13 protein-coding genes and 2 pseudogenes are annotated in these 16,694 nt (G+C 57.4%); 14 read left to right on the top strand and 1 reads right to left on the bottom strand.

Annotation, left to right across the window (positions count from 1 at the left end):
* Nucleotides 1–59: 59 nt before the first annotated feature.
* The gene (locus WGH93_RS12675) at nt 60–2,603 is read left to right on the top strand and encodes a S8 family peptidase (protein ID WP_374765260.1); all 2,544 of its coding nucleotides are present in this window, start codon (nt 60–62) and stop codon (nt 2,601–2,603) included.
* A 174-nt stretch (nt 2,604–2,777) separates the two neighbouring features.
* Nucleotides 2,778–3,272, top strand: a complete 495-nt coding sequence (locus tag WGH93_RS12670; protein ID WP_374765259.1) for a transposase — start codon at nt 2,778–2,780, stop codon at nt 3,270–3,272.
* Here the strand turns inward: WGH93_RS12670 and WGH93_RS12665 are convergent.
* Entirely contained in the window at nt 3,208–5,073 is a 1,866-nt protein-coding gene (locus WGH93_RS12665; RefSeq protein ID WP_374765258.1) for a MobA/MobL family protein, read from the bottom strand. The two genes, WGH93_RS12670 and WGH93_RS12665, sit on opposite strands and share 65 nt — an antisense overlap.
* 425 nt (nt 5,074–5,498) lie before the next feature.
* Here WGH93_RS12665 and WGH93_RS12660 point away from each other — a divergent pair, with 425 nt between their 5' ends.
* The 12 genes and pseudogenes from WGH93_RS12660 to tnpB (WGH93_RS12600) all read left to right on the top strand — a co-directional run bounded on the left by WGH93_RS12660 (nt 5,499) and on the right by tnpB (WGH93_RS12600) (nt 16,685).
* Nucleotides 5,499–7,070, top strand: coding sequence for a class I SAM-dependent DNA methyltransferase (locus WGH93_RS12660; RefSeq protein WP_374765257.1), 1,572 nt, complete (start codon nt 5,499–5,501; stop codon nt 7,068–7,070).
* Entirely contained in the window at nt 7,067–8,263 is a 1,197-nt protein-coding gene (locus tag WGH93_RS12655) for a restriction endonuclease subunit S (protein ID WP_374765256.1), read from the top strand. Before WGH93_RS12660 ends, WGH93_RS12655 begins: the two co-directional genes overlap by 4 nt.
* Entirely contained in the window at nt 8,260–8,844 is a 585-nt protein-coding gene (locus tag WGH93_RS12650; RefSeq protein ID WP_374765255.1) for a hypothetical protein, read from the top strand. Before WGH93_RS12655 ends, WGH93_RS12650 begins: the two co-directional genes overlap by 4 nt.
* Nucleotides 8,841–9,671, top strand: a complete 831-nt coding sequence (locus tag WGH93_RS12645; RefSeq protein ID WP_374765254.1) for a hypothetical protein — start codon at nt 8,841–8,843, stop codon at nt 9,669–9,671. Before WGH93_RS12650 ends, WGH93_RS12645 begins: the two co-directional genes overlap by 4 nt.
* The gene (locus WGH93_RS12640; RefSeq protein WP_374765253.1) at nt 9,668–10,390 is read left to right on the top strand and encodes a hypothetical protein; all 723 of its coding nucleotides are present in this window, start codon (nt 9,668–9,670) and stop codon (nt 10,388–10,390) included. The genes WGH93_RS12645 and WGH93_RS12640 overlap by 4 nt, the downstream gene beginning before the upstream one ends.
* Complete coding sequence (locus WGH93_RS12635; RefSeq protein WP_374765252.1) at nt 10,387–13,533, top strand: type I restriction endonuclease subunit R; 3,147 nt, start codon at nt 10,387–10,389, stop codon at nt 13,531–13,533. Before WGH93_RS12640 ends, WGH93_RS12635 begins: the two co-directional genes overlap by 4 nt.
* 173 nt (nt 13,534–13,706) lie before the next feature.
* A complete protein-coding gene (tnpA, locus tag WGH93_RS12630; protein ID WP_374765251.1) occupies nt 13,707–14,120 on the top strand; it encodes an IS66-like element accessory protein TnpA in 414 nt (137 codons plus the stop codon).
* Complete coding sequence (gene tnpB / locus WGH93_RS12625) at nt 14,120–14,470, top strand: IS66 family insertion sequence element accessory protein TnpB (protein ID WP_374765250.1); 351 nt, start codon at nt 14,120–14,122, stop codon at nt 14,468–14,470. Before tnpA (WGH93_RS12630) ends, tnpB (WGH93_RS12625) begins: the two co-directional genes overlap by 1 nt.
* 183 nt (nt 14,471–14,653) lie before the next feature.
* The gene (locus tag WGH93_RS12620; RefSeq protein ID WP_374765249.1) at nt 14,654–15,397 is read left to right on the top strand and encodes a hypothetical protein; all 744 of its coding nucleotides are present in this window, start codon (nt 14,654–14,656) and stop codon (nt 15,395–15,397) included.
* A gap of 49 nt (nt 15,398–15,446) precedes the next feature.
* Nucleotides 15,447–15,841, top strand: a pseudogene (locus tag WGH93_RS12610) (IS66 family transposase); the annotation flags it as partial.
* Nucleotides 15,842–15,937: 96 nt separating this feature from the next.
* Entirely contained in the window at nt 15,938–16,342 is a 405-nt protein-coding gene (tnpA, locus tag WGH93_RS12605) for an IS66-like element accessory protein TnpA (protein WP_374765246.1), read from the top strand.
* A pseudogene (gene tnpB / locus WGH93_RS12600) lies at nt 16,339–16,685 on the top strand (IS66 family insertion sequence element accessory protein TnpB). The gene tnpA (WGH93_RS12605) and the pseudogene tnpB (WGH93_RS12600) overlap by 4 nt, the downstream one beginning before the upstream one ends.
* Nucleotides 16,686–16,694 lie beyond the last annotated feature (9 nt).

Raw genomic sequence — 16,694 nt, 5'->3', positions numbered from 1 at the left:
TATTGGGAGCGATAGCGGAGCGCAAGGCCTCTACTGAGTGTTAAGCGGAGGCACTGCGAATGGCTGAAGACCAACAGCGCCAATTGCCGCATATTTATCTTCCCGCTCACGGCGAAAGAGAAGATTTCACGTCGCCGCAAGGTGGCGGCGGTAGCGGAACAATCCCACAGCGAAACCGCGAGCAGCACGCCCGACGGCTTGATCAAATGCTGACAGAGGCTGTTGAAGCAGCTCAGGAACGGATCGCCAATCGTGATCCTGACATCAGTGGTGGCACGCCGGGCTTCTATCTTGAGTTTGAACTCCCGCAGTCTCAGCAGTCAGTGCTGGACAAGCTCGAGAACAAGCAAGGAAGAGAGCACATCGAGCTGGTGGCCGCGCGTCCATCGGCTGAAGATCCAGATCGCATCAAAGCAACTGTCTTCGTCCCTGAATCGAGGCGGGAGCATTATCTGCGCAAGGTGCGCGCCTACGGTGAAGAAGACAACGTCCGGTACGAAAAAGACGATGCAGGCAATTTCGTCCTGGATGAAGCCGGAAATCGTATGGTGAAATCCCGCCGACCAAAGAATCAAGCGTTAGTCGCATCACTGGAAACGGCAAGGATTGCGGAGGCGGAGTCACTTTATACCGATGATTTACAGCTATTCCCGGCGGCGGGGCAGGAAGTCTGGTGGGAAGTATGGCTGAGACATGATGGTCGCCCCATTCTGGAACATGCTGCGCAACAGCTCGAAGTGGCGACAAAAGAACATTCTGTGACCTTTCCCGAACGGGAAGTGGTCCTCCTGCGTGCTGCTCCTGAAACTATTGGGCTAATTATCGCCAATACCGATGCGATAGCCGAACTTCGAATGGCACGGGATACCCCATCCTTCTTTATGGAGATGGATGGGGCTGGACAACTTGAATGGTCACAAGAGCTTGCTGATCGAATTGTTGCGCCGGGCGGCGATGCTCCTGCGGTATGCCTGCTGGATAGCGGGACCACACGTCGTCATCCGCTCATAACTCCCGCTCTCGCCGAAGAAGATCAACAGGCCTGGGATGCTGACTGGAACGTTGAAGATGTCGGCGTCCAGTGGCTCGGGCACGGCACTCAAATGAGTGGCGTAGCGCTATACGGCGACTTGACAGAACCGCTCGTGGAGCATGGGCCGGTCGAGCTTCGTCACAGGCTCGAATCCGTCAAGATTCTCCCGGACCATGGTGCCAATGACCCCGATCTCTATGGCTATATCACGGCCACTGCTATGGGGCGCATTGAAGTTCAGGCGCCCGAACGGCCTCGTGCCTATTGTCTCGCCGTTACCAGCGAAGGTGATCATTGGCGGGGCAGACCGTCTTCCTGGTCCGCAAAGGTGGATGACCTCGCCTATGGAGACGGAGAAGATCAGCGGCTTATCATGATCTCCGCTGGTAACATTCGAACCTTCTATCCTGCTGTAGAATATCTGGATAATAACGACACGGCAGTAATTGAGAGCCCCGCACAAGCTTGGAATGCACTTACTGTCGGCGGAGTAACTGAAAAGGTCACGATTACACATCCGGATTTTCAGGGTTGGGAGGCTATGGCAACGGCGGGAGACTTGTCTCCTTGCAGCCGCACATCAGTGAACTGGAACCACGATTGGCCAATAAAGCCGGATGTAGTTTTTGAGGGTGGAAACTACGGCGTCGATCCGCAAACGGGCGCTGGCGATCATGTTGATGATCTGGCGCTGCTTACCACCTTCAATCGTCCGGCAGAGCGCGCTTTTACCGTGACGGGCGATACGAGCGCTGCCACTGCCCAAGCTGCGCGCATGGCAGCTCAAATCCTTGCGGATCAGCCTGATCTTTGGCCGGAGACTGTTCGGGGGCTTATCGTCCATTCTGCAGAATGGACGCCCGCTATGCTTGCGCATTTGCCCCAAAATCCAAACAAGACCCATCAAAGGCTGATTATGCGTCGGTATGGATATGGTGTACCGAGCCTTGAGAAAGCGGTCCGGAGCCTCACCAGTGACGTGACCATGGTGATTGAGTCCGATTTGCAGCCGTTTCTCCTTGAAGGGTCAAGGACACGCAGCCGCGATATGATGCTGCATGATTTGCCATGGCCCGAGGAGGCGCTGAACGCCCTTGGCGAAACTCTGGTCGAGATGAGAGCGACCTTGAGTTATTTTGTGGAGCCTAATCCTGGCGAGCGGGGTTGGACGAAGCGCCACAGCTACAGCGGTCACGGGCTGCGATTTTCGGTTAAGCGCCCGGAAGAAAGTCTCGATCGATTCCGTCGAAGAGTGAACAAAGCGGCACGCGATGAGGATGAGCGCGTGGCTGGCGCTGGGAATGACGACGGATGGGTGCTCGGGCCTCGCCTTCGTGATCGAGGTTCGGTTCATTCTGATGTGTGGAGAGGCACAGCGACTGACCTTGCTAATCGCCATGCGATAGGTGTCTATCCGGTTGGAGGGTGGTGGCGAGAGAAGCCAAAACTGGAACGCGCGGACCGGCGCGTTCGGTACTCTTTGATCGTCAGCCTTCGCGCTAACGTCGAGGTCGATCTTTACGCCGAGATTGCCAATGCTATTGGAGTCGAAGTCGAAATTGAGGCATAGGCCCGGCTACTTTTTTCTTTCTTGGTCTCGAAGAACTTTTAGTCCAGCAATGCGTCGTGAATTAGACAGGCTGATCACCTCGTTTATCAGTAAGCGCGAACAGGCCCCCACCTTTCATTTTGTTTTGGGTGATGCGAGTCCGTTCCTGTTGTCAGGCAAGGAGTGCGTTTCGCAATGTGTGCTACAAATGCGTTTCTCAGATCGCTGGGGGTAGAGGTATACGCGTCCGGTCAACGGCACTGGCCGGATGAGGTGAAGGCGCAGATTGTCCCGGAGACCCTTCAGCCTGGTGCCACCGTCAAGGCAGTGGCGGCGCGGTTCGGCATCCGGGCGAACCAGGTGTCGGCTTGGCGGCGTATGGCGAAGGACGGCGGCCTTGTTCTGCCGGCCGATGAGGGCGACGAGGGAGAGGCGGTGTTCGCGCCGCTCATGGTCTGCGACGCGGCGGAGCCTGCGCCCGAAGCGGAGGGCGGCGCCGCCGGGTGCGGTGTGCGGATCGCGGTCGGTGACGTGGCCATCCACCTTGCCGCCGAGACCCCCGCGGGGCGGATCGTCGAGCTCGCAAGGAGAAGCCCAAGGATGCACCCGTGCAGCGATGCCTTGCCTACAATCCGAACGATGTATCTCTTCGACGACGCTGTGACCTGGGCGTGTTTTCTGGCAGATTGAGAGCTTCAATTCTGGCTGATATGCTGTCGATCATGGCCTTGGTTCGGGACCAATGGTGGTATTCGGAAAGCGCGTTGAAAAAGCGCTTTTGGGCCGCTGTTTGGTCTGCCGCTGTTTCCGTGAGATGGTTTAGCATCCGCTCTCGCCACGCATGTTCAGTCAGGCGGTCGCGCAGAGTAAATCTCGTGTTGTACCGGGGGTCGAGGCCAAGCATTCTTTCCGGGTCTTGGAAGGCATGATTTAGATTACATTCAAGATTATTACGCCAATAGAAATCCCGGTTATCGTATTCTTTTTTAAGGCGCTTCATTTCATTGATTACTCTGTGTGCTCCTTCATCAATGTGTTTACTAACATAATGCAAGTATATATCAGAACTTTTTCTAACAAAAATCGCTTTTTCGATATTATCTCGCAAACCCTGGGTAAACTGATAAGCCTCCCTTTCTGATGGAAATGGATTTATCTCATGGTCTTGAAATCTCTGTTTGACATCATTGGAAATAATCTGAAACATCTTATTTCGCCTGTAATTAAGAATTTCAATTAATCGGAAGTCTTCTTCGCTTTTTTGCTTGAATTTTATTGCATCTTCAAGCAGCGCTTCTTCGGCGGTGGCTCTTTGTTCCCCCTGTTGTTTGAGTTTCTTGAATCGCGCAAAAGCGGATGCAAATTCGGCCCCTAAGTGCAAATTTTGCATGGCGTTGTGCGCCAGTTCCCATGCCGCGTGATCACGTGGTTTCGGGAGAGCGTTTGGGTTTGGCTCTAAATCTTCTGCTTTACGGGAGAGGGCAGATGCGACTGTGCCCAGATGCACGTCCGGATCTTTTTCGTATCCCATTTCCCGAAACCCATGGGGCGTAAATTTTCTATCGATTTTCTTTTTTTCGTAGGCTTCGTTGATCAATTGGCACCATTGGGTCTTCAATTGAATGATCAAGTCGCGTTGCTCGATCCAGTCCACTTTCTTTTCCGCAAATCGGAACCCGCCATCGGGAAGCGCCTCATAGGGGCGCCCGTGCCACACAATATGCGCGTGATAGTTGCGGGCGTCGCCTTGCAGGTCCGGGCGATGCACGACCGCAAGGAAGGGGAGCGCGTCATCCGCGAAAACCCTCACGAAATTGGATATGATATCCAGCCGCCCTGCCGGCCCGATTTCCTGCTCATAGGGTAATTCAGCGATAATGCGATGTTGAAGGCGGGCATCGCGACGGCTTTCCCTCCTTTCGATTGACGACCAAAGATGGCGTGTGTCCGCCTCCGGTGAGTGAACGATGGAAGGTGAGCCACCCACATATTCGACAGCACCGGCCCGCAGCAGGTAATCCGCCGCAAATCGGCCCACCAGGCCCGGCCGCACGCCTTTGACTTGGCCTTGAATGTCGGATGCCGCTACGGCCATGAAGCCAGGCGGAATTTCTTTGCCTTTATGGACGCTGTAAACGCGCGGATCACCGCTGCTGCTACGGAGGTTCTTGTGGCCTTTGGCGCCTTGTGGGCGCGCATATTTGCGTGTTGTGGGCACCATGAAGGTTCGCCCCTTGGGAACCCGTTTCTGGTGCCGCCTTACTGCCGTTTTTGCCTGAAAGTGTAGGGTTTGAGCGCCGCTCGCACCGCGTGGGCGCTCGGACTTCGGGTAAAAGACGCGGGAGGGCCGGTATCCCGGCTTCGTGAGCGCCCGAACGTAGCGGGCCATCGGTCCCTTCATGCTGATGATCTTGAGAAGCTCGCGCTCCTCCCACTCCAGGAGCCGCCCCATCTTTACGCGGCGTTCGTCCTCTTCGCTCAGCCTGAACATGATCGCCTCCCGTCGTTGCCGGAAGGCCATTCTCTGTTTGGCAATGCCCGAAAATCCAGACATTCTCAGCGGCCTGAGTCCACAAGCCACAACGCGATATCACATGCTACCACCTGACAGATGGACCAAAACCCGCTACCGGCTCTTTGGCCGCCATGACCGCGAATCATCACCGCCTCAACCTTGGGGCAGGGCGGTTGGCGGTCATCAATCACGGGCCAAGCTACGTGCCTTCAGCGCTATCGCCGTCAACAACTCTTGCGCGCACACTTCAAAGCTAACAATATGCAGACATCATTGCTTGCACAGGGGCTGAGAGGGGCGTTGTTCGCTGTTGGCAAAGAATGAAAGTCCGATCACCTCCACCCTGGAATTTTGTGGCGTATGGCGCCCGGAACCGCATTTTTGATGAAGGATAATCGACCATGACCAAAGCCGGCAAGGCGGCCAGGAATAAGAATAATGGCGGCGCCAATCTGGGGTTTGAAGCCAAGCTCTGGGCCACGGCGGACAAGCTGCGCGGCAATATGGAGCCGTCGGATTATAAGCATGTCGCCCTTGGTCTGATCTTCCTGAAATACATTTCCGATGCGTTCGAGGCCAAGCGCGCAGAGCTATTGCAGGATGATCTGGCGGATGCGGAAGATCCGGAGGAATATCTTGCCGAAAATGTCTTCTGGGTGCCAAGGGAAGCCCGCTGGTCCCACCTTCAGCAGAACGCCCGGCAGTCCGGCATTGGCAAGACCATTGACGAAGCCATGCTGGCGATCGAGGCGAACAATGAAAGCCTGAAAGGGGTTCTGCCAAAGGAGTACGCCCGCCCGGCCCTGAACAAGGTGATGCTGGGGGAATTGATCGACCTGATCAGTGGTATCGCCATGGCGGAGGAGGCGGACCGCTCCCGCGATATTCTGGGGCGTGTTTATGAATATTTCCTTGGCGGCTTTGCCGGGGCCGAGGGCAAACGCGGCGGCGAGTTCTACACGCCCCGCTCTGTGGTGCGCCTGCTGGTGGAAATGCTGGAGCCCTACAAGGGGCGCATCTATGATCCGTGCTGCGGCTCCGGCGGCATGTTCGTGCAGAGCGAAAAATTCGTCGAGGAACACGGCGGCCGCATGGGCGACATCGCCATTTATGGGCAGGAAAGCAACTACACCACCTGGCGGCTTGCCAAGATGAACCTGGCGGTGCGCGGTATTGATGCGGACATTCGCTGGAACAATGACGGCAGCTTTCACAAGGATGAACTGGCGGACCTGAAAGCAGACTACATCCTCGCAAACCCACCCTTCAATGTGTCCGACTGGGGCGGGGACCGGCTGCGGGAAGACGCCCGCTGGGCCTTTGGCGTGCCACCGGCGGGCAATGCCAACTATGCCTGGCTACAGCATATCCACCACCATCTGGCCCCATCCGGCACAGCCGGGGTGGTGCTGGCCAATGGCTCCATGTCCTCCGCCCAGTCGGGGGAGGGGGAGATCCGCCGCGCCATGGTCGAGGGCGACGTGGTGGACTGCATGATCGCCCTGCCGGGGCAGCTTTTCTATTCAACCCAGATTCCCGCCTGCCTGTGGTTCCTGTCGCGGGACAAATCCAACGGCAGAACACAAAACGCCACCCTGCGGGATCGGCGCGGCGAAGTGCTGTTCATCGATGCCCGCAGCATGGGCCACCTGGTGGACCGCACCCGGCGGGAACTGTCCGAAGAGGACATCGCCCAAATCACCCGCACCTATCACGCCTGGCGCGGGGAGCCGGACGCAGGCGCATATGAAGACAGTCCTGGCTTCTGCAAATCCGCGACGCTGGATGACATCCGCGAACACAACCACGTCCTCACACCGGGCCGCTATGTGGGCGCCGTGGCGGCGGATGAAGACGACGTTCCATTCGAGGAACGGTTCGCGGAATTGAAGGAGACGCTGGCGGAGCAGTTCGCCGAGGCTGAGGAGCTGACTGCTCTTATCCAGACGAAGTTGGAGGGTGTTAAACTATGAGAATTACGGAACTCCTTGAGTTCAATCCTTCAACTCGGCTGACGAAGAGCGGATCGTACCCATTCATTGAAATGGCGCTGTTACCACTCTCCGAGCGAGAGATACCGGGCTACGAATATCGAGCCGCTGGCGGTTCCGGCAGCAAGTTCCGTAATGGTGACACCCTTTTGGCTCGTATCACGCCTTGTCTTGAGAACGGGAAGGGTGGGTTGGTCCGAAACCTCCCAGGTGATGGACTGGGCCATGGCTCCACAGAGTTCATCGTGATGAGGCCATGTCGCAAGTCTGACGAGGATTTTGTTTATTACCTATCTCGTCTCCCAAGATTTCGCTCATTTGCGATCCAACAAATGACGGGCACGTCTGGCCGACAGCGCGTCAACTGGCAATCCCTTGCAGACTTCGAGATTCCAGAGCTTAATCCATGTATTCGAGAAAATATTGGATCAACTCTTGCGACCCTCGACGACAAGATCGAGCTTAATCGGCGGATGAACGAGACGCTGGAGGCGATGGCGCGGGCGATCTTCAAGGACTGGTTCGTCGATTTCGGCCCCACCCGCGCCAAGGCCGAAGGCCGCGCCCCCTACCTTGCCCCCGAGATCTGGAACCTGTTCCCCGACGCCCTCGACGATGGAGACACACCCGTTGGATGGACAGTCTATAAGCTGGAGGACTTCCTCGAACTAATTTACGGTAAATCCCTTCCCGCGAAACAACGAACGCCTGGAAACGTAGCCGTTTATGGCTCTGGCGGTTTAGCAGGAACGCATGACACTGCGCTCATCGAAGGGCCAGCGGTCATTGTTGGACGAAAAGGAACTGTTGGGAGCCTCTATTGGGAGGACCGCCCCGTGTTCCCGATAGACACCGTGTTCTATGTCGTTCCTCGCATTGGCTCCTTGCTATTCAATTATCACCTTCTTGGGGCTCAGCCTCTAAGCGACATGAACACGGATGCCGCTGTCCCCGGCCTGAATCGGGGTAATGCTTATCGGCTTGAGTTCCCAAAGCCGTCTTCCGAATTGATTTCTGCGTTTGATGATTTGGCGGGCCCGCTCTGGAAGCTCCGAGCCGCAAATCTTCGAGAAATGGGGATTCTAGCCGAGACCCGTGACCTCCTCCTCCCGAAGCTCATGTCTGGCGAAATCCGCCTACGCGACGCCGAGAAAGCCGTGGAGGCGGTTGCATGAGTGATTTTTTTGCCAATGAAGGCATGTTTGCAATCTTCGGCGTCGTCGTTGGCGTCGTGCTGACTTGGTTAGGCGAATTCATCCGTCAGCGATGCGCAACTAAGCGTCGTGCGAACTACCTTGCGATCCGCGCCGTCATCGCGCTTGACGCCTATGTCGGAACCTGCGCTGCAGAATTGGAGAGTGACTCACCTTTCTCTGACCATAACAACAATCCCGACGATAATTTCGATCTTCCGGGAAAATTCCAGATACCGGACGACGTCGATTGGACCTCGGTGTCGCCGGCAGTAGCTCAACGCATACTTGAAATTCCCCAGAGGGACGCGGAAGCGCGTGCGGCTGTCAGTTTCATTTGGCGAATGGCCGATGGAGGTGCCGCATGTCATACCCGTGATGAACACTTCTTGGAGATTGCTCACGACGCAGCGCAAATCGCAGACGATCTGCGAAGCTGCTACAGCCTCGTGAAAGCACCGCCGACGGAATGGGATCCGATTACGGTTCTCCACGACTTAAAGAGAAATAACACCGAAATACCTTCGGCGAGAATCGATGCCCAAGAAGGTGAGGCTGTATGAGCACCCTCACAGATATCCAAAAGCGCTACCTTGAAAAACTGCTTGGTATGCAGAGCGGTTACGTTCTGGACTACAGCGATGCCACCTTTGGCGAGTTTTTCAAGCGCCACAAGATCGATATCCACGGGCGAAAGTATCAGACCTACGGCACGTCGAAGGCGAAGAAGATGCGGGCGTTCTGGGAGCAAGAACCGGATGCCCTCGTCGGTCAGGTGCTCTCCGAGATGCTCGATTCCTACGAAGCCGATTGCGACTTGAATGGTCGTGAGGTCGATGCCGGTGTGCTGGAAAAATGTCGTTCGGTTGTCTCGCGGATGTCTGGCAAGGCATCAGCCGCGACGAGCGAGACCGTCGAGAGCTTCCTCGACAAGGAATTCACGATTCCAAATATTCACAAACTGCCTGTCGAGCCGCAAGTGGCAATGATCATCGAGGCGCGACTAAACGAGGCCCGTGCTGCGCTCGGGGCGAAGGCTTATCTGTCCGTGATCTTTCTCTGCGGCAGCGTGCTTGAAGGCGTCTTGCTCGGCGTCGCCCAGAAAAACCCCGAGAGATTCAATCGGTCTCCCGCTAGCGCCACGGACTCACACGGCAAAGTGAGACCGCTTCACGAATGGAGCCTCGCGCAGTTTATTGATGTTGCCTGTGATGTCCAGTTGCTGAAGCTGGACGTGAAGAAGTTCAGCCACGGCCTGCGTGATTTCAGAAACTACATTCATCCATACCAGCAGTTGGTTTCGGGCTTCACGCCCGATGAACACACGGCCAAGGTCTGTTTTCAGGTGTTGAAAGCGGCTCTTGCAAGTCTGGCAGGAGAGCGCCAATGAGTTTTTTACGTAATCTCGATCATAACGCTTTCGCACAAGAGTTTCTTGAAGCCTACCTGGCTGATGGGTTTACGAGCCTGCCCAAGCGTGAAATCGACCTGTTGGTACTGCGGCTGTTGCTCGCCCATGTCAGTGATTGGTCGGGAGATGCACCCCCACCGGCTTTTGCATTGGCACAGGCACTGAGGGCTAAGCGAGGCCGCATTCGTTCAATGCTCGATGAGCTGTCATTTCGCAACGCCGGTGATCAAGAATCCGTCAACCGGCGCCTTCACGAGATACTGGACAAGGGCGAAAAGGATATTGAGCACAACAAAGTAAGAGTTCAAATCGAAGACGGGTATTTGCGTGAATATGCCAAGAGCATCGTCCAGGCAGATTTTGGGATTGTGGACTCTTCGTTCGACCGCTCGATTATCAGTCTTTCCGGCGACAAGTTTTTAGCACTCGTTACCGAAGTGATGGGCGATCGTGAGCGTAAGGCTTTCGAAAAGGTGCTTAAAAAACACGAGCGGGACCTCAAGAGTGGGGACAAAGAAGGCCTGCTCAAGACATTCCTGCGAGAGTTTGTAAAGTCAGCCGGAAATGAGGCAGGTAAGAAAGCTATAAAGCTTGGAGCTGCTGCACTGACGGGAGGTATAAGCGAAATCCCTGACTTGATTGAATCATATTTTGGCGAAGACACTCATACTCCTGATGCGGGGGACAGCAAGACATGAGCCGCTTCGCCGAAAGCCATGTTGAAGAAGCTGCGCTCGAATGGCTTTCGGGGCTTGGCTATGCGGTTGCTCATGGGCCGGATATCGGGCCGGATGGGGTGGCGGCGGAGCGGAGCAGCTATGGGCAGGTACTGTTGCCGGACCGTCTGCGTGCCGCGCTTGAACGGCTGAACCCCCATCTGCCGCGCGACACGCTGGATGACGTGCTACGCAAGATTCAGGCGGTGGAAAAGCCCGCCTTGATCGACGAAAACCGACGCCTCCACGGCTTCATGGTGGATGGGGTGCCGGTGGATATCACCCGCGATGATGGCAGCCTGGGCGGGGATGTGGCCCATCTGGTTGATTATGATGATCCGGGCAGGAATGACTGGCTGGCCGTCAACCAGTTTACGGTGGTCGAGGGGCAGCATACCCGGCGGCCGGATGTGGTGGTGTTTCTGAATGGCCTTCCTGTGGCGGTGGTGGAACTGAAAAACCCGGGCGATGAAAACGCCACGCTGGACGGGGCCTTCAACCAGCTTCAGACCTATAAAGCGCAGATCCCTTCCCTGTTTCGAAGCAATGGGGTGCTGGTGATTTCGGATGGGTTGCAGGCGCGCATCGGGTCCCTGACCGCTGACCGGGAACGTTTTATGCCCTGGCGCACGGTGGATGGAGCCGAGGTCGCCCCCAAGGGCGCGCCCGAACTGGATACCCTGATTGCCGGGGTGTTTCACCAGAGACGGCTCCTCGACCTGATCCGGGATTTTACGGTTTTCGGGGATACGGGGTCGGGCCTTGCAAAGATCGTGGCGGGTTATCACCAGTATCACGCGGTGCGCCACGCGGTGGACAGCACGGTCAAGGCCGCCAGCCCCGAAGGGGACCGACGCATCGGCGTGATCTGGCACACACAGGGGTCCGGCAAAAGCCTTCTGATGGCCTTTTACGCCGGGCAGATCATCGCCCATGCGGCCATGGAGAACCCGACGTTGGTGGTTCTGACCGACCGCAACGATCTGGATGATCAGCTTTTCGGCACTTTTGCCATGTGCCGCGATCTGTTGCGCCAGACCCCGCAACAGGCCAATAGCCGGGAAGAATTGCAGACATTGCTGGCGCGCCCTTCCGGCGGGGTGGTTTTCACCACCATTCAAAAATTCGCACCGGAGCAGGGGGAGAGCAGCTATCCCACGCTCACCGAGCGGCGCAATGTGGTGGTCATTGCTGACGAGGCCCACCGCAGCCAATACGGATTCCGCGCCAAGGTGGCACAAGACACGGGGGCGGTTTCATACGGTTTTGCCAAGCATCTGCGGGATGCATTGCCCCACGCGTCCTTCATCGGTTTTACCGGCACCCCGATCGAGCAGACGGACGTGAACACCCCCGCGGTGTTTGGCCATTATATCGATGTTTATGACATCAATCGCGGTGTGGAGGATGGGGCCACCGTCCCCATCTATTATGAAAGCCGCCTGGCCCGTATCGAGCTGGACGACGAAGCCGCCGCGCAGATTGATCAACAGGTCGCCGGACTGACGGAGGAAGAGGCCGAGGACGAGCAGGAAAAGCTGAAGCGTAAATGGACCACGATTGAAGCCGTGGTGGGCGCGGATGAGCGGGTCTCTCTGGTGGCGGACGACTTGATCCGTCATTTTGAAGACCGCCTTGTGGGCATGAATGGCGGCAAGGCCATGGTGGTTTGCATGAGCCGTCGGATTTGCGTGGCGCTCTATTACGCCATTATCCGCCTGCGGCCAGACTGGCACAGCGACGATGACGAAGAGGGCGCGGTCAAGGTCGTGATGACGGGTGCTGCCTCCGACCCGGAAGCGTGGCAGCCGCACATCGGTAACAAGGCGCATCGCGATCTGCTGGCCAAGCGCGCCAGGGACCCGGATGATCCGCTCAAGCTGGTCATTGTGCGGGACATGTGGCTGACCGGTTTCGATGCCCCCTGCATGCACACCATGTATGTGGACAAGCCCATGCAGGGCCACGGCCTTATGCAGGCCATCGCCCGCGTGAACCGGGTATTCCGGGACAAGCCCGCTGGCCTGATCGTGGATTATATCGGCATTGCCCAGAACCTGAAAAGCGCGCTGGGCGACTATTCGGATCAGGACCGTAAGCATACCGGCATAGACGAGGCGGAGGCCGTCGCCGTCTTGCAGGAAAAATACGAGATCGTGCGGGATATGTTCCACGGGTTCGATTACAGCCCGGCGATAACCGGCACCCCGCAGCAGCGCCTCGCCATCCTGGCCGGGGCCATGGAATGGGTGCTGACAATGCAGCAGCGGGACGCGGCCAGGGAAAGCAGCCCGGAGGGGAAGAAACGTGCCCACTGCCGCTTTGGGGATGCGGTGCTGGCTCTCTCCAAGGCTTATGCGCTGGCGGCCGCCAGCGACGAGGCGCGCGGCATACGAGACGAGGTCGGCTTTTTCCAGACCGTCCGCGCGGCCTTGGCGAAGACCAAGAGCGGCGGTGCTGGCGCGTCCTCTGTTGAGCGTGACCTGGCCGTGCAGCAGATTGTCAGCCGCGCCGTGGTCTCAACGGAGATTGTGGATATCCTGAAAGCTGCGGGGCTGAAAACGCCGGATATTTCCATCCTGTCCGATGAATTTCTCGCCGAAGTGCAGGGCATGCAGAAAAAGAATCTGGCGTTGGAGGCATTGCGTAAGTTGATCAACGGGGAGATCCGTTCCCAGAGCCGGGTCAATGTCGTGGAGACCCGCGCCTTTTCCGAACGATTGGAAGATGCCATCGCCCGCTATCACGCCAACGCCATTACGGGGGCGGAGGTGATACAAGAGATGATCCAACTGGCGAAAGACATCCGCGTCGCCCGTGAGCGGGGCGAAGAAGACGGACTATCACGGGAGGAGCGAGCCTTTTATGCCGCGCTGGCGGACAATGAAAGCGCGGTGGATGTGATGGGCAATGCCCAGCTTCGGGTGATCGCGCAGGAATTGCTGAACAACCTGAAATCCAGCGTCTCCGTCGACTGGCAACACCGCCACGCCGCCCGCGCTAGAATGCGTATTCTCGTTAAGCGGATCCTTCGCAAATATGGTTACCCACCGGACTTACAGGACGCCGCGGTGCAAACGGTGCTTCGACAAGCCGAAGCCTTGTCGGCCGAATGGGCGGCATGATTGAGCAGGACCAGACAGCCATGGTTTATAGCTGATTTCCGTAATTAGTGCCATAAATTATGGGATATACCACGACCTCTGACTGTTTGTAAGCGCCAGCTGGCCCCCACCTTTCATTTTGTTTTGGGTGATGCGAGTCCGTTCCTGTTGTCAGGCAAGGAGTGCGTTTCGCAATGTGTGCTACAAATGCGTTTCTCAGATCGCTGGGGGTAGAGGTATACGCGTCCGGTCAACGGCGCTGGCCGGATGAGGTGAAGGCGCAGATTGTCGCGGAGACCCTTCAGCCTGGTGCCACCGTCAAGGCAGTGGCGGCGCGGTTCGGCATCCGGCCCAATCAGGTGTCGGCCTGGCGGCGTATGGCGAAGGACGGCGGCCTTGCCCTGCCGGCCGATGAGGGCGACGAGGGAGAGGCGGTGTTCGCGCCGCTCATGTTCTGCGACGCGGCGGAGCCTGCGCCCGAAGCGGAGGGCGGCGCCGCCGGGTACGATGTGCGGATCACGGTCGGTGACGTGGCGATCCACCTTGCCGCCGACACCCCCGCGGGGCGGATCGCCGAGCTCGTCCGGGCGCTCGGGACGCCCCTGTGATGTTGCCCGCGCACAAGATCCGCATCATAGTTGCGACGCAGCCCGTGGACTTCCGCAAGGGGCACGACGGGCTGGCGGCGCTGGTCCAGTCGGCGTTGAAGGCGGACCCCTTCACCGGCACGGTGTTCGTGTTCCGCGCCAAGCGGGCCGACCGGTTGAAGATCCTGTTCTGGGACGGGACCGGACTGGTGATGACCTACAAGCGCCTGGAGGAAACGCCCTTCACCTGGCCTGCGATCCGGGATGGCGTGATCCGGCTGAACCGGGCACAGTTCGAGGCGCTGTTTGCCGGTCTGGACTGGCGCCGGGTGACGGCGCCTGCCGTGTCGCGGCCCGCTGCGGCAGAATGACTCAGTCCGCGGCAGAAAGGGCGCATGATCGGCCGGTTTGGGGCATGACTCTACGATAAAGTAGACTTTGCCACGCCTGCCATTTGTTCTTTTTATTGCTCTTTTCAGAGCAATACGACACAGGTTGATGGAAATCCAAGCGTTTGATTGATTTTTGGGGCAATTAAAATATAAGGTAGCACAATGTCTGATGATTTTTCACCTGCAGTAAGACTATTGAGTGCCCAAAAGGTCGAGCGAGAAAAGATCCGATTACGTTGGAAAAAGGATGCGGGAGATCTGATCAATGCGCACGAACTTGCCTTAAGTGCCGTTTATTCCATGATTGACCGCCTTTCAGGAAGGCGCTTCGAGCCCCAACCCAAAACAGTCGAAGGACGGATGAGCCTTATAACGCAATTTCTTCAAGGGGTGGATGTCTGTGAGGTATCCATTTCCGAGGGTTTGTATTCTCAAGCTGCCGCTCTTTTGAAACAGCAACTCGAAACTATTGCCGCAATTGACGAATACAAAAACGACCGACGAAAAGAAGGTATCACACCCAACATCGCTCAGGGCATTACTTCGAAATTCGGCCCGATCTATGGTGATCTGAACGGCATAGCGCATGTTTCACGGCACGATCTTGCACGTCAGCTCGTGACCGTCGAAAAGAAGGATATCGTGGGGCCAAGTTTGATTCCGCAATATAATCGTGATCTTGCCAAATTTTTATATGGCAATCACCTCTACTTTATAATTGCGGTCGGAAGGCAAGCTTCACAATTTTTTTACAAAATATTTAATGAAGGATTTTCAGATAAAGAAAAGAAATGGCAATTTATCGCGATAACTATTCTGTTGCGCGAGAACGTCATTAAACTGCCAGATGATGCGCAAGAGAGGTTCCCGCATATTGATTTTGACGAGGCATTTACGCGCGCTTGAATGCTTCTAATGCAAACGCTCTAGCGAAGCCGCAGGCGGCTTAGTCCCGAAGTCTTCCTTCAAGCTATCCATGGACGAGACGCCGTTCCTTGTACTGACACCGGGACGGGAAAAGACGAAGTCGGGCTATCTGTGGGTGCTGGCCTGGGACGACCCGGCAATGATCCGCCGGGGGTGGTCTTCTTCTATGCCTCTGGCCGCAGTGGCAAAAACGCCGAGATAGTCCTTCGCGGCTTCGACGGCACGCTGCAGCTCGATGGCTATCAGGGCTACAACCGATTGTCGCGCCCGTCGCGCAAGGGCGGCGACCCCATCCGCGTGGTCCATTGCTGGGCGCATGCCCGGCGCAAGCTGAAGGAGGTCTTTGACCGCGATGGGTCCGAGATCGCCGCCGAGGGGCTCCGCCGCATCGCCGAGATCTACGCGATCGAGGCCGACATCCGTAACCGCGCGGTTTGGACCGCCTGTTGATTGGTGTTTTGATCCGCTAAGACACGTGGATAGCGACGTCGCAAAGGACGTGTTTTAGGCGGAGGATGTATGCGGGGCGAGGTTCTTGGGATTGAGCGGCGACGCCGCTGGTGTGACGATGACAAGCTGGCGATCGTGTCGTCGGTTGGGGTTGACGGGGCGACGGTCACGCAGGTGGCGCGGCGCCATGATGTTAGCCGGCAACAGATTTACGCCTGGCGGCATGAGCTGAAGAGGAAAGGCCTGTGGTCCCCTGAAGAGGGGGCCCTTTTTCTGCCGATCAATGGCCCGGCCGCCCCGTGCGCTCTGGCCCCTTGGGAGGCTCCGGCCGCTCAGAACGTTCCGGCGGCGCCATGCCCGGCAGCCTCGGTATCGGTTGAACTGCGCCTGGCCAAAGGCCGGTGCCTTCGGTTCGATAGCGGTCTGGACGAGGCCGCGGTGATGCGGCTGATCCGGGCGGTGGAGGCGGCATGATCGCCCCTGGTGCCGGTGTGCGGGTCTATCTGGCCTGTGGCGTGACCGATATGCGCAAGGGCATTGCAGGGCTCTCGGCGATTGCACAGGACGTTTTGCGCCAAAAGCCGGCCAGCGGCGCGGTCTTTGTCTTCCGGGGCCGTCGCGGCGACCGGGTCAAGCTGCTTTACTGGGATGGTCAGGGCTTTTGCCTCTATTACAAGGTTCTGGAACGTGGGCGCTTTCCGTGGCCCTCGGCGGGTGACGGTGCCGCGCGCCTGACCTCGGCACAACTGGCAATGTTGTGGGAGGGATTGACTGGCGACGGCCTGACTGGGGCGCCCCGCCGGCGCGGGTGGGATAATTTATCCCC

The sequence above is a fragment of the Yunchengibacter salinarum genome, assembly GCF_037658235.1.
Classification (GTDB): domain Bacteria; phylum Pseudomonadota; class Alphaproteobacteria; order Sphingomonadales; family Kordiimonadaceae; genus Yunchengibacter; species Yunchengibacter salinarum.
The sequence above is the reverse complement of the archived record's forward strand: the minus strand, read 5'-3'. Positions and strand labels throughout refer to the sequence as shown.